At 58.0% G+C, this 17,418-nt stretch carries 19 protein-coding genes; 8 read left to right on the plus strand and 11 right to left on the minus strand.

The genetic code is table 11. The features are described 5' to 3' along the window. Positions 1–6: 6 nt before the first annotated feature. Positions 7–1,275 (minus strand): 4-aminobutyrate--2-oxoglutarate transaminase, encoded by a 1,269-nt coding sequence (locus tag SCU88_RS23410; protein ID WP_175340039.1) that lies wholly within the window; start codon positions 1,273–1,275, stop codon positions 7–9. A 120-nt stretch (positions 1,276–1,395) separates the two neighbouring features. Here SCU88_RS23410 and SCU88_RS23415 point away from each other — a divergent pair, with 120 nt between their 5' ends. From SCU88_RS23415 to SCU88_RS23425, 3 genes are all read left to right on the plus strand, one after another. Next, complete coding sequence (locus SCU88_RS23415) at positions 1,396–2,865, plus strand: PLP-dependent aminotransferase family protein (RefSeq protein WP_138099101.1); 1,470 nt, start codon at positions 1,396–1,398, stop codon at positions 2,863–2,865. A 19-nt stretch (positions 2,866–2,884) separates the two neighbouring features. Next, positions 2,885–3,781: a LysR family transcriptional regulator gene (locus SCU88_RS23420; protein WP_138094651.1), complete on the plus strand. Its 897-nt coding sequence runs from the start codon at positions 2,885–2,887 to the stop codon at positions 3,779–3,781. 125 nt (positions 3,782–3,906) lie between these two features. Further along, complete coding sequence (locus tag SCU88_RS23425; RefSeq protein WP_206665545.1) at positions 3,907–4,650, plus strand: SDR family oxidoreductase; 744 nt, start codon at positions 3,907–3,909, stop codon at positions 4,648–4,650. A gap of 66 nt (positions 4,651–4,716) precedes the next feature. On the opposite strand, the gene rpoH is transcribed toward SCU88_RS23425, so the two are convergent. The 4 genes from rpoH to ftsY all read right to left on the minus strand — a co-directional run bounded on the left by rpoH (position 4,717) and on the right by ftsY (position 9,200). Continuing rightward, entirely contained in the window at positions 4,717–5,574 is an 858-nt protein-coding gene (gene rpoH / locus SCU88_RS23430; RefSeq protein WP_138094655.1) for an RNA polymerase sigma factor RpoH, read from the minus strand. A 266-nt stretch (positions 5,575–5,840) separates the two neighbouring features. Continuing rightward, positions 5,841–6,914, minus strand: coding sequence for a permease-like cell division protein FtsX (gene ftsX, locus SCU88_RS23435; protein WP_138094657.1), 1,074 nt, complete (start codon positions 6,912–6,914; stop codon positions 5,841–5,843). After that, entirely contained in the window at positions 6,907–7,575 is a 669-nt protein-coding gene (gene ftsE / locus SCU88_RS23440) for a cell division ATP-binding protein FtsE (RefSeq protein WP_138094659.1), read from the minus strand. Before ftsE ends, ftsX begins: the two co-directional genes overlap by 8 nt. Before the next feature lie 2 nt (positions 7,576–7,577). Next, complete coding sequence (gene ftsY / locus SCU88_RS23445) at positions 7,578–9,200, minus strand: signal recognition particle-docking protein FtsY (RefSeq protein WP_175340217.1); 1,623 nt, start codon at positions 9,198–9,200, stop codon at positions 7,578–7,580. Positions 9,201–9,393: 193 nt separating this feature from the next. Between ftsY and rsmD the strand changes: the two genes are divergently transcribed. Then, a complete protein-coding gene (gene rsmD, locus SCU88_RS23450; RefSeq protein WP_175340040.1) occupies positions 9,394–9,981 on the plus strand; it encodes a 16S rRNA (guanine(966)-N(2))-methyltransferase in 588 nt (195 codons plus the stop codon). Between the two features lie 3 nt (positions 9,982–9,984). Continuing rightward, complete coding sequence (locus SCU88_RS23455; RefSeq protein ID WP_138094663.1) at positions 9,985–10,269, plus strand: DUF1145 family protein; 285 nt, start codon at positions 9,985–9,987, stop codon at positions 10,267–10,269. Here SCU88_RS23455 and SCU88_RS23460 read toward each other — a convergent pair. Then, positions 10,266–10,622, minus strand: a complete 357-nt coding sequence (locus SCU88_RS23460; RefSeq protein ID WP_175340041.1) for a DUF2500 family protein — start codon at positions 10,620–10,622, stop codon at positions 10,266–10,268. The two genes, SCU88_RS23455 and SCU88_RS23460, sit on opposite strands and share 4 nt — an antisense overlap. 139 nt (positions 10,623–10,761) lie before the next feature. Between SCU88_RS23460 and SCU88_RS23465 the strand changes: the two genes are divergently transcribed. Further along, entirely contained in the window at positions 10,762–11,388 is a 627-nt protein-coding gene (locus tag SCU88_RS23465) for a lysoplasmalogenase (protein ID WP_138094667.1), read from the plus strand. A 26-nt stretch (positions 11,389–11,414) separates the two neighbouring features. Here SCU88_RS23465 and SCU88_RS23470 read toward each other — a convergent pair whose 3' ends face one another. The 4 genes from SCU88_RS23470 to tusA form a co-directional block, all read right to left on the minus strand. Beyond that, positions 11,415–12,701, minus strand: coding sequence for a TRAP transporter large permease (locus SCU88_RS23470; protein WP_138094669.1), 1,287 nt, complete (start codon positions 12,699–12,701; stop codon positions 11,415–11,417). A gap of 13 nt (positions 12,702–12,714) precedes the next feature. Beyond that, on the minus strand, positions 12,715–13,224 hold the full coding sequence (locus SCU88_RS23475) for a TRAP transporter small permease (protein WP_138094671.1): 510 nt from the start codon (positions 13,222–13,224) through the stop codon (positions 12,715–12,717). A 39-nt stretch (positions 13,225–13,263) separates the two neighbouring features. Beyond that, a complete protein-coding gene (locus SCU88_RS23480; RefSeq protein WP_138094673.1) occupies positions 13,264–14,250 on the minus strand; it encodes a TRAP transporter substrate-binding protein in 987 nt (328 codons plus the stop codon). A 175-nt stretch (positions 14,251–14,425) separates the two neighbouring features. Next, complete coding sequence (gene tusA / locus SCU88_RS23485) at positions 14,426–14,671, minus strand: sulfurtransferase TusA (RefSeq protein WP_138099103.1); 246 nt, start codon at positions 14,669–14,671, stop codon at positions 14,426–14,428. A 198-nt stretch (positions 14,672–14,869) separates the two neighbouring features. Between tusA and SCU88_RS23490 the strand changes: the two genes are divergently transcribed. Together SCU88_RS23490 and SCU88_RS23495 are read left to right on the plus strand one after the other, a co-directional pair. Next, positions 14,870–15,535, plus strand: a complete 666-nt coding sequence (locus tag SCU88_RS23490) for a 7-cyano-7-deazaguanine/7-aminomethyl-7-deazaguanine transporter (protein WP_138094676.1) — start codon at positions 14,870–14,872, stop codon at positions 15,533–15,535. Positions 15,536–15,607: 72 nt separating this feature from the next. Further along, entirely contained in the window at positions 15,608–16,168 is a 561-nt protein-coding gene (locus SCU88_RS23495; RefSeq protein ID WP_138094678.1) for a DcrB family lipoprotein, read from the plus strand. Between the two features lie 4 nt (positions 16,169–16,172). Here SCU88_RS23495 and SCU88_RS23500 read toward each other — a convergent pair whose 3' ends face one another. Further along, positions 16,173–17,387: an MFS transporter gene (locus SCU88_RS23500; protein WP_138094680.1), complete on the minus strand. Its 1,215-nt coding sequence runs from the start codon at positions 17,385–17,387 to the stop codon at positions 16,173–16,175. Positions 17,388–17,418 lie beyond the last annotated feature (31 nt).

The following is a 17,418-nucleotide window of genomic DNA, read 5'->3' on the forward strand; positions in this document are numbered from 1 at the left end:
GCCTCCTTAGATCCGGGACAGAATGCGGGACAGAATGTCGAGAGCGCGGCTGAACTGCGCATCCGGAATAGTCAGCGGATAGAGGAAGCGGATCACGTTGCCGTAAATCCCACAGCTCAGCAGCAGCAGCCCTTCTTCCCTGGCCTGTTTCAGCACCTGCTGGACCAGGGCAGGAGAAGGCTCGCCGCTTTTAGGATCGTTAAGCTCCACGGCGACCATCGACCCCAGAGCCCGGATATCTGCAATGGCCGGACAGTGCTGACGCGCCTGGGTGAGCGTTTCCACCAGATGACTGCCCAGTTCATCAGCGCGCTGGCACAGCTTCTCTTCGGTAATCACATCCAGTACCGCATGGGCCGCGGCTACCGCCAGCGGGTTACCGGCGTAAGTGCCACCCAGACCGCCTGGTGCCGGGGCGTCCATAATCTCTGCGCGCCCAGCCACAGCGGAAAGCGGCATGCCGCCTGCCAGGCTTTTCGCCATGGTGATCAGATCCGGTTTAACGTCGTGGTGCTCCATCGCAAACAGACGACCGGTACGGGCAAAGCCAGTCTGGACTTCATCCGCCACCAGCAGGATGCCGTGCTGGTCGCACAGCGCTCGCAGGGCTTTGGTGAACGCCGGCGGCGCCACGTTAAAGCCCCCTTCACCCTGAACCGGCTCCAGGATGATGGCGGCCACCTGATCCGCCGCGATATCGGTTTTAAACAGGCGATGCAGGCTGGCCATGGCATCGTCAACCGAAACGCCGTGGGCGGCATTAGGGTACTGAGCGTGGAACACCGAGCCCGGGAAAGGGCCAAAACCGATTTTGTAAGGAGCCACTTTGCCGGTCAGCGCCATGGTCATAAAGGTACGACCGTGGAAACCGCCGCCGAAGGTGATTAGCCCCGGGCGACCGGTAGCGGCGCGGGCGATTTTCACCGCGTTTTCCACCGCTTCCGCTCCGGTAGTGAAGAACGCGGTCTTACAGGGACCTTCAACAGGCGCGCAGGCGTTGATGCGCTCCGCCAGCGACACATAGCTTTCATAAGGAACAATCTGGTAAGCGGTATGGGTAAAGGCCTGGAGCTGCTGTTCTACAGCCGCCGTGATTCGCGGGTGGCGATGCCCGGTATTCAGCACCGCAATCCCCGCCGCGAAGTCGATCACCTCATTGCCTTCCACATCCCACAGCGTGGCGTTTTCCGCCTTCTGCGCATAAAAATCACACATTACCCCCACGCCACGCGGCGTGGCGCTAAGACGGCGCTGGTTCAGTTCTGAATTGTTCATCCCGATCTCCTCCCGGTCATAAGTTACTTTTATGCAACAAATTTGAAACAGTCACCTTTATTTACCCGGGGATTGGCCCTACAATCGAGTGCCAGTCTGGAATATTTAATGGATCCAATTGTGCAAACTCTGGTCGGCGATCTTCTGTGGGTCAGGCTCAATGAGGAGCCGGATAAGCGGCTACAGCGGCGGCTTTATAACGCGATTCGCCGCACAATTCTTGACGGTAGCCTGCTGCCCGGCAGCCGGATGCCCGGCTCGCGGGATCTGGCGCAGCAGCTTGGGCTATCAAGAAACACTGTTCTAACCGTTTATGAACAACTTCTGGCGGAAGGTTATATTGTCGCCAGGCGGGGAAGTGGTACTTTTGTCGCGGATACCGCACCGGATAGCTTTTTATCCTGCCAGAGCGAGCAGGACGACGGGGGAGAAGGCGCCACGCCATCGGGCCTTTCCCGACGCGGGGAGCAGTTGCTCAACCGGGCCAGCGCCAGCCCACGTCAGTGGGGAGCCTTTATTCCCGGCGTGCCGGACGTTAGCGCCTTTCCCCACCGCCTGTTCAGTAAAATTCAGGCGCGACTCGGCCGCCGCCCGCCACCGGAACGATTAACCTATAGTGGCCAGGGCGGCACTCCCGAACTCAGAAACGCGCTGGTGGATTACCTGCGGGTCGCCCGCTCGGTGCGCTGTCATGCCGATCAGATTCTGATTACCGAAGGGACACATCAGGCCATCGATCTGGTGGCCCGTATGCTGTGCGACGCCGGGGATCACGCCTGGATCGAGGAGCCCTCCTACTGGGGGATTCGCAACGTGCTGAAGATTAACGAAATCAATATGCATCCAATACCGGTGGATCATCACGGCATGATCGCGCCGGAACAGGTGAATAAACCACCGCGTCTGATCTTCGTCACCCCCTCCCATCAGTATCCGCTGGGCGCCGTGATGAGCCTGGAGCGGCGCCGTCATCTGCTGGCGCTGGCGCGCCATACCGGCGCCTGGATTGTGGAAGATGACTACGACAGCGAATTCCGCTTTTCCGGGCAGCCGATTCCGGCATTGCAGGGGCTGGTGGCCGATGCACCGGTTATCTATATGGGCACCTTTAGCAAGACGCTCTACCCGGGGCTGCGCATCGGTTATGTGGTGCTGCCACGCCCGCTGGCAGAGCGTATGAAAACGGCCCACGCCGAACTGTATCGCAGCGGTCATTCGATAATCCAGGCAGCGCTGGCGGAATTTATTCAGGCCGGGCACTACACCGCCCATATTCGCCGGATGCGGTTGCTCTACGGCAGACGCCGGGCGTTCGTCCGCGCTCTGATTGAACATGAGCTCGGCCCCGATGCCGTGAGCGATTTCAGCGATAACGCCGGACTGCATATGATCCTTAATCTGCCGTCGGGCAGCGATGATGTCGCCATCGCTCAACTGGCCAACCAGCGCAATATTCTGGTACGTCCACTGTCGCGCTATTATCTGACCGACAGACGGCGCAGCGGCCTGATTATGGGGTTTGCCAGCCAGCCGGAAGAGCAGATGGCAGCGGCGTTTCAGACCCTGTTGACCTGTATTCGCGAGGCATAAAAATCAGCCAGGAGCCACCATGCGCGGAAATGAATTCGCTGAACTGCAGGCATTTGTCTGTATCACCGAGCAGGGGAGTTTCGTCCGTGCGGCGGAAAGGCTACAGGTTTCCCCCTCGGCACTGAGCCAGACCATCAAAGGGCTGGAAGCGCGGCTTGGCGTGCGCCTGTTTCATCGCACCACCCGACGGGTCGGAATGACGCAAGCGGGTGAAAGGCTGTTGAAACGACTCAAACCCGCCTTCGCCGAGATTGAATCCGCCATTACCGATACCACAGAACTGGGAGAGCAGCCACGCGGTAAGCTGCGGCTTCACACCTTCCGCGTTGGCTATCAACTCTATCTCGAACCGTTACTGGCGGCGTTCGCCGAAACCTGTCCCGAAATTGAACTGGATCTGACGCTGGATGACCACCCGGTGGATATGATCGAATCCGGATTCGATGGCGCTATTCGCCTTGGCGAACTGCTCGAACAGGACATGGTGGCAATCCCGCTGGGACCGATGTTGCGCCATTGCGTAGTGGCTTCGCCCGACTATGTGGCGAGGTACGGCAAACCCCGCACTCCTTCTGAACTGCATCAACACCGCTGCATCAACTGGCGCTGGCCAGGGCAGATACACCCTTATCAGTGGGAGTTTCAGCGCGATAGTGGCTGGTTCCGGGTGGCGGTTAACGGCCCTTTGATCGTCAACGATCTCCGGGCGATGCTCGACGCTGCCGTCAACGGCGTTGGCATCGCCTTTAGCGTTGAAGCCTGGGCGACGCCGCTAATCCGCGAGGGGCGTCTGGTCACCATGCTCGAACCCTGGTGCGCGCCGTTCGACGGCTTTTATTTCTGCTATCCGCGCCAGAGGCACCACCTGGCCGCCATGCGGGCATTCATCGACTTCCTGAAGCAACATGTCAGGTAAAACGCCTGATTATATACATCTGACTTCATAATCTATGAAGTTTCCCGCCGATTATTCTTGCTGACTTAATCCATAGACTGCTCTTCGTGAACAGGGCGCATGCCCGATCGCCATCAACAGAAGGAATGACCATGAACGATATATCCAACAAAGTCGTCCTGATAACGGGAGCCAGCAGCGGTATTGGCGCAGCTACGGCACGCCATCTTGCCGGTTCAGGGGCCAGATTAATGCTGGGCGCGCGGCGCGGCGACCGCCTGGAACAACTGGTAAGCGAGATTCGCGAAGCGGGCGGCGAAGCCGACTTTCGCGAACTGGACGTTACCGACATTGAATCGATGCAGGCCTTTGTCGCCGCGGCGCGGGAAAGCTATGGCTGTATCGACGTGATAATCAACAATGCCGGTGTGATGCCACTATCGAAGCTGGAGGCACTCAAGCTCGACGAGTGGAACAGGATGATCGACGTTAACATCCGCGGCGTGCTCCACGGTATCGCAGCGGCACTTCCCCTCATGCAAAGCCAGGGCTCAGGGCAGGTCATCAACCTGTCGTCGATCGGCGGCCATAGCGTAGTACCGACGGCTGCGGTCTATTCCGCCACCAAGTTTGCCGTTATGGCTATTTCCGAAGGTTTGCGTCAGGAGGTCGGCGGCAATATTCGCGTTAGCGTTATCAGTCCGGGAGTGACCGAATCCGAACTGGCGGATACCATCACCGATGCCTCCGCCCGTGAGGCCATGAAGTCGTTCCGTGCCGGTGCGATGCCGGCAGAAGCTATCGCCCGTGCCATCGCCTTTGCCATTGCGCAACCGCCCGATGTCGATGTCAGCGAAATCATCGTGCGGCCAACGGCAAGCCCGTACTGATTTCTCCTGCCAATAAAAAACCCCGGCGTCCGGAGACGTCGGGGTTTGTTAGCTGCGAGCGCTTTATCAGGCTTCGATCGCGGCTCGCAGCTTTTTCATCGCGTTCTTTTCAAGCTGACGCACACGTTCGGCGGAAACGCCGTAGCAGTCGGCCAGTTCCTGCAGCGTGCTCTTGTTGTCTTCATCGAGCCAGCGGGCGCGAATAATATGCTGGCTACGCTCGTCCAGACCCTGCATCGCGTCAGAGAGCTTATCCGCGGCGTGCTCTTCCCAGTTATCATCCTCAATACCATCGGCAAAGTTCGAGGTTTTGTCCTGCAAAAAGAGCACCGGCGCCATCGGCTGGCCGTCGTGGGAATCATCGTCGGACGGCATATCGAACGTCATGTCCTGGGCCGCCATTCGCGACTCCATTTCACGCACGTCCTTACTGCTGACGCCCAGTTCCCTGGCCACCATCTCGACTTCGTCCTGATTAAACCAGCCAAGACGCTGCTTGGTTTTACGCAGGTTGAAGAACAGCTTGCGCTGGGCTTTGGTGGTCGCCACTTTAACGATACGCCAGTTGCGCAGCACATACTCGTGGATCTCCGCCTTGATCCAGTGAACGGCGAAAGAGACCAGACGCACCCCGACCTCCGGGTTAAAGCGGCGCACCGCTTTCATCAGGCCGATATTCCCTTCCTGGATCAGGTCCGCCTGCGGCAGGCCATAGCCGGCATAGTTACGAGCGATATGAACAACAAAGCGCAGGTGGGACAGGATCAGCTTCTTAGCTGCTTCCAGATCGCCCTGGTAATGCAGCCTTTCAGCAAGCGCCCGCTCTTCCTCAGCCGACAACATCGGCCAGGCATTGGCGGCCCGGATATAAGACTCCAGGTTACCCACCGGGGCTAAAGCTAAATTTTGCATCTCGTTGGTCATTCAAATCCTCACAATTCTTTTTTACTCCGCGTCGTCCCCATCAGGCAACGCCGCTCCGGAGCGACATTTGCTGTTGCGAGCATACGCGCTTCAGTAACATCAGACAGTGATTTTATCCACAAGTTCAATGTCGAATTGTGAATAAGAATATCAAAAAAATGTGACGATGCTATGAAAGCGCAGGCAGGGGGTAGAAAGAGTCAACATACTGCTCATTCCCTGCTGACGGGATCTCGCAAGCAGGGAATGAGTATACCAGAGATTTATCAGTCAGGGGTAAAGTGACGTAAATGTTGCACAGTGGCAAGCCAGGCTGCCACCCAACCAATCATCGAGGAGACCAGTAGCAGCAGCAGACACTCGTCGAATGACAGGCCGCTGAGTTCGAACTTAGTACCAAACACCCGGGCCACTTCGCTAACGGCAGACGAAAGCCGCAGCACCAGCACCTCTGACAGAATCAACGACAGAAAAGCGCCGCTAAAGCCCAGCAGCGCCCCGCCGTACAGGAAGGGACGCAGAATAAAGCCGTCGGTGGCGCCAATCAGCTTCTGCACGTTGATCGTGTCGCGGCGGGCGAAGATGCTCAACCGCACGCTGTTGCCGATAACCAGGAACACTGCGGCGACCATCAGCACGCCGATCATTGCCGCCACGCGGCCCACCAGTCCGGTCAGCGCCGCCAGCCGGGCAAACCAGCTGTCGTCCATACGCACTTCATCAATTCCCTGAACCCGGGAAATTCTGTCACGTAGCGTATTCAGCGAATCGGTCCCCTGGAAGTCTACCTTCGGCTCCACCACCGCCACGGCCGGTAGCGGGTTTTCTTCCAGCATATCCAGCGCGCCGCCAAAGCCGGACCAGTTACGGAATTCTCCCAGGGCTTCGTCTCTGGAGAGGTAGTTCACCTTCTCTACCCCCTCTTCGCTCTGAATCTGCGCCACCACCTGCTGGGCTGCGCTATCATCCAGCGTCTTATCCATATAAACGGTGATTTGCGGAGAGGGATAATACTGGGTCGCCGCATGGTTCACATTTTTGTACACCATGTAGCAGACGCTCGGCAGCGTCAGGGAGATGGCAATCACCATCACTGTCAGAAAGGTGGCGAAGGGTTTATCCCGCAGATCCTGCAGGGCTCCCTGCCAGGCATAGCGAAACTGTTCGTTAACGCCGCCCTTCACGCCCTTGCGCCTTGGCTGGGAGGAACGATTACCGCCACTACTGACCCGCTGTTTCGCCAGGCGGCCCAGTTCGCCCAGTCGACCGGAGGATTTCCCGCCGCGCGGGTTCCGGCTGTTAAATTGCTTGATCCTGGATACCAGCTTGCGTCTATTCACCGGCGGCGCCTCCGTGCAGATGTCCTTCGCTCAGGTTCAGCACCCGATACGGGCACCGTGAAATCAGCGCAAGGTCGTGGGTCGCCATCAGCACCGTGACCCCTACGCGGTTAAACTCCTCGAACAGGCGCAGAATGCCTTCCGACAGGGCGCCGTCCAGGTTACCGGTCGGTTCATCCGCCAGCAACACGGCGGGCTTATTCACCACGGCGCGGGCGATGCCCACCCGCTGTTGTTCACCACCGGAAAGCTGAATAGGAAAACTTTTCGCTTTGTCGAGCAGCCCGACCTTGTCCAGCGCCGCGCTGACGCGGCGGCGAATATCTTCACCGCTGGCACCCGCAATAATCAGCGGGATCGCCACGTTGTCATATACGGTACGGTCCATTAACAGGTGGTGGTCCTGGAAAATCATGCCGATCTGACGTCGCAGGAAGGGAACCTCACGCGCTTTCAGGCGGCTGATATCATGGCCGCCAAACCAGATCTGGCCAGCGCTGGGACGTTCAATGCCGCAAATCAGCTTTAACAGGGTGCTTTTCCCGGCCCCTGAGTGGCCGGTCAGAAACGCCATCTCGCCCTGTCGCAGATGGAAAGAGACGCCCTGCAGCGCTTTCCTCCCGCCGCGATAGGCCTTGCTGACTTGTTCAAAGCGAATCATAGTCAATCCTCTCGGGCAAACAGTGCCTCAATAAAATCGTCCGCGTTGAAGGGACGTAAATCTTCAATCCGCTCACCGACGCCGATGTAGCGAATCGGAATACCAAACTGGTCCGCCACAGAGAAGATGACTCCCCCTTTCGCGGTCCCATCCAGTTTGGTCAGGGTGATGCCAGTCAGGCCCACTGCTTCATGGAACAGTTTCGCCTGGCTAACGGCGTTCTGGCCGGTGCTGGCATCAATGGTGAGCATAACCTCATGGGGCGCCTCTTCGTCCAGCTTTTTCATCACCCGCACGATCTTCTTAAGCTCTTCCATCAGGTGCGCCTTGTTCTGCAAACGCCCTGCGGTATCGGCGATCAGTACGTCAACATCCCGCGCTTTGGCGGCCTGAATGGCGTCGAAAATCACCGAGGCGGAGTCGGCGCCGGTATGCTGCGCCACCACAGGAATATCGTTACGCTGGCCCCAGACCTGGAGCTGTTCCACCGCGGCGGCGCGGAAGGTATCCCCCGCAGCCAGCATCACCGACTTACCCTGCTGCTGAAACTGACGCGCCAGCTTGCCGATGGTGGTGGTCTTACCCACGCCGTTAACGCCAACCATCAGGATCACGAACGGGGTTTTACCTTCTACGTTCAGCGGTTCGTCCACCTTCGCCAGGATACCGCTCATCTCATCTTTCAGCAGGCCGTAGAGCGCTTCGGCGTCGCGCAGCTGCTTACGGGAAGCCCCTTCGGTCAGGTTAGCGATGATCTTACGCGTGGTTTCTACGCCAACGTCCGCCACCAGCAGCTGTTCTTCCAGCTCCTCGAACAGTTCGTCGTCAATCTTCTTACCGCGGAACAGGCTGATAAAGCCGGAGCCCAGATTCTGTTTGGTTTTCACCAGGCTGCGCTTCAGACGCGCGAAGAAGCCCTCTTTGGTCGGCTTTTCCTGTTCTGCCTGAGCGGCAGGCTGCGGCGCTTCTGCTTCTGCTTCTGCTTCTGCTTCTGCTTCTGCTTCTGCTTCTGCTTCTGCTTCTGCTTCTGCTTCTGCACGATCCTCGTCAGGCGCAGCGGATTGCGCAACCGCCTCTTGCTGTTCCTGCTCCGGCGCGGCATCCGCAACGGGCGCCTGCGCGTTGGCTTCATCTTCCGCCAGTTGGCCTGACGCACTGTCGCGCAGTTCGGCGCGGGCGATATCCAGCTCTTCGTCTACGATGCGCGACTGCTCATCCTGCCAGACGTCGCGGCCAGCCGATTCAGGTTCCGGCTCCGGCGCCTTATCTTCAACAACCTGCGCTTCCGGCTGCGTTTCGCTTAACGGTTCACGGGGTTGTTCTTGCTCTTCCGGCGGCTGCGGATGCGGTTTCTCGCTTTCCGTCAGTTGCTCATTGATTTCCACCACCGAGTGGGCAAATTTTTCAGACTCTTCCTCAGAGTGAGGAGCCTGTTCTACAGGGGTTGCCGGCTCTGACGACTCGACGGAGGCAGGCGCCTCTTCGCGCGGTGGCTGCTCTGTGCCGTCAGTGGCCTCTTCCTGGGGTTGCTGTTCGGCTTCCGGCTCCTTTGCCTGGTCCTTTGCCTGGTCCTTCTGGCCGAATCCCAGCCAGGAAAAAAGGCCCCTTTTTTTCTCTTTTGCCATTGGCGACCATGCTCCTCGCTGTTGATTCATGGCGCAGCCCCGTCTTCTGCGCGGACGGGAGCCTGATTATGAAATAAATTGAATGCGTTAGTTTAACACTTTCCCGGGCTGGCAGCACTCCAGGTGATTAAGGTTTCCCCCGCCTTCCGGGCCCGCTAAAATAGCCGGTCAGAATCGCATTTTAGTGAGAGTTATGAAAAGACCCCATAGCGCAGGCGGCGGCCAGATCCGAATTATCGGCGGTCAGTGGCGTAGCCGAAAACTCCCGGTGCCGGACAGCCCCGGACTGCGCCCCACCACCGACCGGGTGCGGGAAACGCTGTTTAACTGGCTGGCTCCCTGGGTAACCCGGGCGCGCTGCCTCGATTGCTTCGCCGGTAGCGGCGCTCTGGGGCTGGAGGCGCTCTCCCGCTACGCCGCCAGCGCGACGCTGCTGGAAAAGGATCGCATCGTGGCCCAGCAGTTGCGTAAGAACCTGGAGACGCTTAAGGCTCCCCAGGGCGAGGTAGTCAACACCGATACCCTGAGCTTTCTTGCCCACCCGGGCACACCCTTTGATCTCGTGTTTGTCGATCCGCCATTTCGAAAAGGGCTGCTAAACGAGACCCTTCACCTGCTGGAGCACAACGGCTGGCTGGCCGACGAAGCGCTGATTTATGTGGAAAGCGAAGTCGAAAACGGCCCCCCGAACGTGCCGCATACCTGGTCACTACACCGGGAAAAGGTCGCAGGCCAGGTGGCCTGGCGCCTCTATCATCGCGAAGTGACTACTGGAGAATAAAAAATGTTAATTAATCTGGGGCGCCTGCTCATGCTCGGGGTGTGGGGCTTTATGCTGCTCAACCTGGTGCAGCCCTTTCCTCGTCCGCTCAATATCTTCGTTAATGTGGCGATGGTTTTCACCATCCTGATGCACGGCCTACAACTCACCTTGCTGAAGGCCTCTCAGGCTGCCGATAAAAATGGTAAAGCCGACCAGCCGCTGGGCGCCGCCCAGCAGATCCGAATCTTCCTGTTTGGGGTGTTCGAACTACTGGCCTGGCAGAAGAAACAGCAGCAGAAACGTTAACGGGTAGAAAAACCTTCAAACCGCGTGCCGCGATACCGTAGCATGCCTGCCTGCCCGGGCGTTAGCTGCTGGTACTGCGTGGCACTTACCCGAAAGCGCAACGCTTCGCCTCCTTTTTGGGGGCGAAAGCTGACTTCATAGCGTAAGGTATCCTCCGGCGGCGTCACCTGACGCTGCCGCGATCGTCGTTCGCTCGCGGGCGTCTGACTCTTTTCTTCCACTACCGCCTGGCGCGTTTGCAGCGGCGCCGCATCATTCAGCGCATTCTGACGTCGCTGGTGCATATAGCGAAATGAGGCGAGCACCACAATTAGTGCAATGATAATTATGAAGAAAAGCGGCATTTTATTCATTTGACTGTCCCTGCTTTGCCGGTAGATTTAAGAATAGCCTGCACAAAGTGCTCTTGTCATTCCCGCTCCGGCGCACCAGACTGGAGACAGGACCGTACGCCGCGAGCGTGCCTAATCATAACGGATTCAGAGGCTTAATATGCTGTGGTCATTTATCGCTGTCTTCTTTTCCGGCTGGCTGTATGTGGATGCCACCTACCGCGGGCCCGCCTGGCAACGTTGGGTATTTAAACCCATTACCCTGTTACTGCTGCTGATGCTGGCCTGGCAGGCGCCGATGTTCAGCGCTATCGGCTATCTGGTGGTGGCGGGGCTGCTGGCCAGTATGGTGGGGGATGCGCTAACGATGCTGCCCGGCCAGCGCATGCTCTACGCCATTGGCGCCTTCTTCCTTTCCCATCTGCTCTATACCATCTGGTTCGCCAGCAGTATGGCGCTTAACTTTTTCTGGCCGATTCCGCTGGCGCTGCTCATCATCGGCGCTCTGCTTATCGCCGCCATCTGGACCCGGCTGGAAACCTTCCGCTGGCCGGTCTGCACCTTTATCGGTATGACGCTGGTGATGGTGTGGCTGGCGGCGGAGCAGTGGTTCCTGCGTCCCACCGCCACCGCGCTTTCGGGATTTATCGGCGCCGCTCTGCTGCTGCTCGGCAATATTATCTGGCTGATTAGCCACTATCGCCGCAGCTTCCGCGCTGCCAATGCGGTAGGGGCCGCCTGCTACTTCGCCGGTCACTTTATGATCGTGCGCGCACTTTATCTGTAACCCGTGCGGGCGACCCAGGTCGCCCGCTACATCATCCCCAGCAGTTTCGGCAGCCAGAGCGAGATAGCCGGTATCCAGGTAATCAACGCCAGTACCACCAGCAGCACGCCGTAAAACGGCAGCATATTGCGCACCACGGTTTCAATATTCTGCTTACTGACCGCGCTGGCGACGAACAGCACCGACCCCACCGGCGGCGTAATCAGGCCAATCCCCAGATTGACCATCATAATCATGCCGAAATGTACCGGATCGATACCCAGCGCGTTGGTGACCGGCAGCAACACCGGCGTAAGGATCAGGATAATCGGCGCCATATCCATCAGAGTGCCAATCAACAGCAGCAGGATGTTGATATACATCAGGATGACGTATTTGTTATCCGACAGCGAAGTGAAGAATTCAGTGATCCGCGTCGGGAGCTGCATCCAGGTCATTACCGCGCCGAACCCGGCAGCAAAGCCAATCAGGATCATCACGATGGTCACCGTCTTCACCGTGCGGAACATCAGCTTCGGTAATTCGTTCCAGCGGTAGTCGCGATAGATAAACATGGTGACGAAAAAGGCCCACAGACAGGCTACCGCCGCCGATTCGGTCGCGGTGAAGATGCCGGAAAGTATACCGCCCAGGATAATGACCACCGTCATCAGCCCCCACAGGGCATCCATACTGATCTTCAGCGCCGCTTTCAGAGTGACAGGTTCCCCTTTCGGGTAGCCGCGACGCCGGGCGAACAGCATACACATTAGCATCAGCGAACCACCGAGTAGTAGCCCCGGCAACACCCCGGCGATAAACAGCGCGGCGACCGAAACCGTTCCCCCCGCCGCCAGCGAGTAAATCACCGAGTTATGGCTGGGCGGAATCAGGATCGCCTGCACCGAGCCGCTGGCAGTCACCGCCGCGGCGTAGGCCCGCGGATAGCCTTTCTTTTCCATTTCCGGAATCATCACGCTACCCACCGAGGCGGTGTCCGCCACCGACGAGCCGGAAATAGCGCCAAAAAAGGTGGAGGCCATAATATTTACCAGCGACAAACCACCGCGGATAAAGCCGACGAACAGATAGGCGAAGTTCACCAGACGTTGGGCGATACCGCCCTCCGCCATAATGGCTCCCGCCAGAATAAAAAAGGGTATCGCCAGCAGGGTAAACTTATTCACCCCGCTGGTTATCTGAATCATCAGCGCTTCCAGCGGCAGGCCAATCCACAGTGCGCCCACTACCGCGCTCAGTCCCACCGCGAAAGCGACGGGCATGCCCACGGCCAGCAGCGCCGCCAGAGTCAGTAATAACACCAGTGCGTCCATCCGTTACCTCCGTCTATTCCGGGTTGCCAAGCATCACCAGCGGTCGCTGGGCCTGAGAGCCAAACAGCAGCCGCTCGATAACGAACAGAATCAGAATGGCCGAACCCACCGGCAGCGGCAGGTAGGTTTGTCCGGCGGTGAGTAGCGGGAACTCCGCCACCGGCTGGTGCCACAGTCCCTGGCACAAAAAGAAGCTGTACCACAGCATCAGCGCCGAAATCACCAGCATCAGCAGATCCACCAGCCGCGCCAGCAAGCGCTGACAGCCTTCCGGCACCCTGTCGGTCAACATTTTGACGGCAATATGCCCGCCCGCGCGGTAGCTGACCGCAGCGCCAATAAAGGTAAAAGTCACCATACAGAGGATAGCTACCGGCTCCGGCCATGGAATGCCGCGGTTCAGAACGTAGCGGAAGAAGATTCCCACCGGAATCACCACGGTCATCACCAGCAATGCCATGCCGGAAACCACCATAGCGGCCAGGTACAGGCGATCCATCCACGTGATATAGAGACGGGCCATAGGTCCTCCCTAAGGGCCGGGCTAATACCCGGCCACAGGTTAGTGAACGTCAGCGATCGCCTTCATCAGCTCCGGATACGCCTTGCCATATTTCTCGCGTACCGGCGCCGTCGCCTCAATAAACGGGGTTTTGTCTATCTTGTGGAACTGCACGCCGCCGGCCTTCATTTTCTCCAGCGCCTGCTGGTTGTAGGCCTGCCACAGCTTGCGCTGTTCGAACTGCGCTTCATGAGCCAGTTTCATGATGAGTTGCTGTTGGTCGGCGCTCAGTTTGTCCCATTTCACCCGGGAATAGAGCAGCATTTCCGGCACGATCATATGCTCGCTCAGGGTATAGTGCTTCGCCACCGGCATATAGTTGTGGGCGACATAGGTAGGAGGATTGTTTTCGGCCCCGTCAACCACACCGGTTTGCAAGCCGCTGAATACCTCACTCACCCCCATCGCCACCGCGTTGGCGCCCATCGCCTTTAAAGAATCAATCGCGACCGGGCTGCCCTGCACCCGGATCTTCATCCCTTTAAGATCCTCCGCTTTAAGCACTGGCTTCTTGGTTATCAGGTTACGGGTGCCAGGATCCATCCAGCCCAGAAATACCAGCCGTGAGTTAGGATCCTGGGTCAGCATGGTCCCCAGTTTCTTACCGACCGGGCCATCAATCACTTTGTGCATATGATCTTCGTCGCGAAACACATAGGGCAGCGTAAAGACTTCTGTTGCGGGCAGAATGGAAGAAACCGGCGCCATAGAGACGCGAATCATATCAATAGCGCCTACCTGAGCCTGTTCGATGAGTTGTTTTTCATCGCCCAGAACACCATTGGGAAAGGTTTTAATTTCCAGCTCTCCGTTGGTCGCTTTTTCCAGCTTTTCGCCCATTTGCTGGACGGCAACCACGTTGGGATAGCCTTCGGGATGGACATCCGCCGCTTTAATCACTTGCGCCGCAGCAACGGGCGCAAACAGCAGTGACGCGGTGCTCAGACAGAAACCGGCTAACGCCGGCAGTATGCTTTTATGGGTCATCGTGTCAGCTCCGGCAGGTCTTTTTTTGGTTAAAATTTTGTTACATTGCCGTTTAAAACTAGACCAGCGGAGACAAAGCGGGAGTGAAGCGCTTCACAAAAGCGCCAATTTTTAAAACAGGGGTTTAAATTGGATGTGACCGGGGTTCAGGACAGCAGCCTGGCTGTCCGTGAACTCAGTGGCTTTTGCGCAGCAGATAGCGGTAAGGCAGGGCTTCCGTCTGCTGGGCCAGCAGTTCATGTTCCATAAAGCGGCAAAAGCCGGGGATATCCCGGGTGGTAGCCGGATCGTCGGCGATAATCAACAGTGTTTCACCGGTCTGCATAGTGCGTACCGTTTTACGCACCATCATTACCGGCTCCGGGCAGCGCAGTCCCTGGGCGTCCAGGGTATGGTTCGCGCAATCGAAAGGATCGGACATACTCTTCTCATCAGCTTCTGAAAATCGCATTAGTTTACGCCTGGTAATTCTTCGTGCAAGCAAGGTGAACGATTGCGTGAAAATCATCCATTGCAATAGCCTGCCAAAGCAGTATGATGCGGCGTTTTCAGCGCGCCAGGCCTTGTAACCCTGTCGCAACTGGGTTCCCTCACCCCATTTATCAAAAAGGTCGTTGATATGATCGCATTAACGCTGCGCCAGCATCGTCGGGCGCTAATTGGGCTTTCGCTATTTCATTTGCTGGTGATTATCTCCAGTAACTATCTGGTTCAGCTCCCCGTCAACATTCTGGGTTTCCACACCACCTGGGGCGCCTTCAGCTTCCCGTTTATCTTTCTGGCGACCGATCTGACGGTGCGCATCTTCGGCGCGCCACTGGCGCGACGCATTATCTTCGCGGTGATGATTCCGGCGCTGCTGCTCTCCTGGATTATCTCGTCGCTGTTCTATATGGGAAGCTGGCAGGGACTGGCGGCGCTCGGCGGGCTGAACATCTTTGTACTGCGTATCGCCTGCGCCAGCTTTATGGCCTATGTGCTGGGACAGATTCTGGATGTACACGTCTTTAACCGGCTGCGCCAAAGCCGCCGCTGGTGGCTGGCGCCGACCGCCTCAACCTTCTTCGGTAATTTCAGCGATACCCTGGCGTTCTTCTTTATCGCGTTCTGGCGCAGTCCCGACCCCTTTATGGCCCAGAACTGGGTGGAGATCGCAACGGTCGATTACTGCTTTAAAGTACTTATCAGTATTATCTTCTTCCTGCCAGCCTACGGCGTGTTGTTGAATATGTTGCTGAAACGGCTGGCAAAGGGGCACTCCCCTTCCGCGCTACAGCCGCTCTGACAGCTCGCATCTTGTGTTAAGATGCAAGGAGAGGCACAACCCTGGTGCTAAATAACCTGTAAGGAAGAATCAATGCGCAACCTGGTAAAATATGTCGGTATCGGCCTGCTGGTGTTTGGGTTGGCGGCCTGCGATAACAGTGACAGCCAAACGCCTGCCCAGGGCGGCGATGAAGCACAAAGCAGCGAAAACGGCCAGTCTGTCTCGCTGCTGGACGGCAAACTGACCTTCTCACTGCCAGCGGATATGTCCGATCAGAGCGGTAAGGTCGGTACCCAGAGCAACAACATGCATGTCTATTCCGATCCGACCGGCCAGAAAGCCGTGATCGTCATTGTGGGCGATACCACCAACGAATCGCTGGAAGTTCTGGCGAAGCGTCTGGAAGAGCAGCAGCGTAACCGCGATCCGCAGCTCCAGGTGGTTTCCAACAAATCACTGGAAGTAAACGGCCAGACCCTGCAACAGTTGGACAGCATTGTCTCCGCCCGTGGTCAGAGCGCCTGGTCCACCGTCCTGCTGGGCAAAGTGGATAACAAATTGCTGACCATGCAGGTCACCCTGCCTGCCGACGATCAGCAGAAAGCCCAGAGCGACGCCAACAACATCGTTAAGACCCTCAAGATTCAGTAACCGGTTACGATGATGTGGCCTGCCCGGTCGTCCGGGCAGGCCAGAATTTCAGGCGCCAGGCCAGCAGTAACGCCAGCGCCGCCAGCCCCGATGCCGCAAGGTAGATAGAGGCAACTCCGGTCCAGGCCATGATCAGCCCGGCCAGCGGCCCGGTAATCCCTAAAGACAAATCCATAAATACCGTATAGGTCGCCAGCGCGCTGCCCTGATTTTGCTGCGGCACCGCTTTCACCGCCACCACGCCCAGCGCCGGGAATACCAGTGAAAAACCGGCACCGGCCAGCAGCGTTCCCGCCTTTGCCATCAGCGGCGACGGCGCCAGACCGACCAGAAGCAGCCCCAGACACTCTACGCTAAAGCAGATCATCGCCACGTTCAGGCCCCCCAGGCGATTAATGCCGTTGGGGAACAACAGTCGGGTGCCGACAAAAGCGCAGCTAAACAGCGTCAGCGCAAAGGCGGCGCCTTCCCAACCACGGGCGTCGTAAAACAGCGTAATAAAGGTGGCGATAGCTCCAAATCCGGCGGATCCAAAGGCCAGCGCCAGCCCAAATGGCCACACCTTACCCAGCACCGCCCGGAACGGCAGCGATTTGCCCTTACTGGCCGCTACCGCCGGGCGCGGCAGGGCCAGTACCACCGCCAGCAGCGCTACGCCCATGATGATGGCGGCCAGCAGCGACAGCCCGCCATAGTGCCAGATCCAGACCCCCAGCGGCGCGCCCACGGCCATGGCCCCGTAGGTGACAATACCATTCCAGGAGATTACCCGGGCGATATGAGGCGTTCCCACCAGTCCCACGCCCCATAGCGTCGAGCCGGTCCCGGCCAGGCTCTGCCCGATGCCCAGCGCCACCCGTCCCAGGCACAATAACCCCAGGCTCAGCAGCGGCCAGCCGCGGGTTTGATCCGCCAGCAGATAACCCAGGCCGCTCAGGAAACAGCCACACAGGCCAAGAATCACCACCTTTTTGGGCCCCAACTGGTCGGCATAGCGCCCGGCATGGGGGCGACTTAACAGCGTGGCGAAGTATTGCAGACTGATGGCAAGCCCCGCCCAGAAGGCGCTGTAGCCCATCCCTTCGTGGATATAACCGGGCAACACAGCCAACGGCAAGCCGATGGTGAAATAGCTGGCAAAGTTAAAAATAACAACGGAAACGATCCGCACATTAAGGCGCCACCCGCTCAACGCGGGCTCGCTTGCCTGATCGGGCATGAAAGTACCACTGGTTTATACGACAAAACGC

This window comes from Jejuibacter sp. L23 (assembly GCF_050815825.1).
Taxonomy (GTDB): Bacteria; Pseudomonadota; Gammaproteobacteria; order Enterobacterales; family Enterobacteriaceae; genus Jejubacter; species Jejubacter calystegiae.

Excerpts from the sequence above, each read along its gene's own strand:
- SCU88_RS23410 (WP_175340039.1), bottom strand. The coding sequence starts at position 1,275 with ATGAACAATTCAGAACTGAACCAGCGCCGTCTTAGCGCCACGCCGCGT.
- SCU88_RS23420 (WP_138094651.1), top strand. The coding sequence starts at position 2,885 with ATGCGCGGAAATGAATTCGCTGAACTGCAGGCATTTGTCTGTATCACC.
- SCU88_RS23425 (WP_206665545.1), top strand. The coding sequence starts at position 3,907 with ATGACCATGAACGATATATCCAACAAAGTCGTCCTGATAACGGGAGCC.
- rpoH (WP_138094655.1), bottom strand. The coding sequence starts at position 5,574 with ATGACCAACGAGATGCAAAATTTAGCTTTAGCCCCGGTGGGTAACCTG.
- ftsE (WP_138094659.1), bottom strand. The coding sequence starts at position 7,575 with ATGATTCGCTTTGAACAAGTCAGCAAGGCCTATCGCGGCGGGAGGAAA.
- ftsY (WP_175340217.1), bottom strand. The coding sequence starts at position 9,200 with ATGGCAAAAGAGAAAAAAAGGGGCCTTTTTTCCTGGCTGGGATTCGGC.
- rsmD (WP_175340040.1), top strand. The coding sequence starts at position 9,394 with ATGAAAAGACCCCATAGCGCAGGCGGCGGCCAGATCCGAATTATCGGC.
- SCU88_RS23455 (WP_138094663.1), top strand. The coding sequence starts at position 9,985 with ATGTTAATTAATCTGGGGCGCCTGCTCATGCTCGGGGTGTGGGGCTTT.
- SCU88_RS23460 (WP_175340041.1), bottom strand. The coding sequence starts at position 10,622 with ATGAATAAAATGCCGCTTTTCTTCATAATTATCATTGCACTAATTGTG.
- SCU88_RS23465 (WP_138094667.1), top strand. The coding sequence starts at position 10,762 with ATGCTGTGGTCATTTATCGCTGTCTTCTTTTCCGGCTGGCTGTATGTG.
- SCU88_RS23470 (WP_138094669.1), bottom strand. The coding sequence starts at position 12,701 with ATGGACGCACTGGTGTTATTACTGACTCTGGCGGCGCTGCTGGCCGTG.
- SCU88_RS23475 (WP_138094671.1), bottom strand. The coding sequence starts at position 13,224 with ATGGCCCGTCTCTATATCACGTGGATGGATCGCCTGTACCTGGCCGCT.
- SCU88_RS23480 (WP_138094673.1), bottom strand. The coding sequence starts at position 14,250 with ATGACCCATAAAAGCATACTGCCGGCGTTAGCCGGTTTCTGTCTGAGC.
- tusA (WP_138099103.1), bottom strand. The coding sequence starts at position 14,671 with ATGTCCGATCCTTTCGATTGCGCGAACCATACCCTGGACGCCCAGGGA.
- SCU88_RS23490 (WP_138094676.1), top strand. The coding sequence starts at position 14,870 with ATGATCGCATTAACGCTGCGCCAGCATCGTCGGGCGCTAATTGGGCTT.
- SCU88_RS23495 (WP_138094678.1), top strand. The coding sequence starts at position 15,608 with ATGCGCAACCTGGTAAAATATGTCGGTATCGGCCTGCTGGTGTTTGGG.
- SCU88_RS23500 (WP_138094680.1), bottom strand. The coding sequence starts at position 17,387 with ATGCCCGATCAGGCAAGCGAGCCCGCGTTGAGCGGGTGGCGCCTTAAT.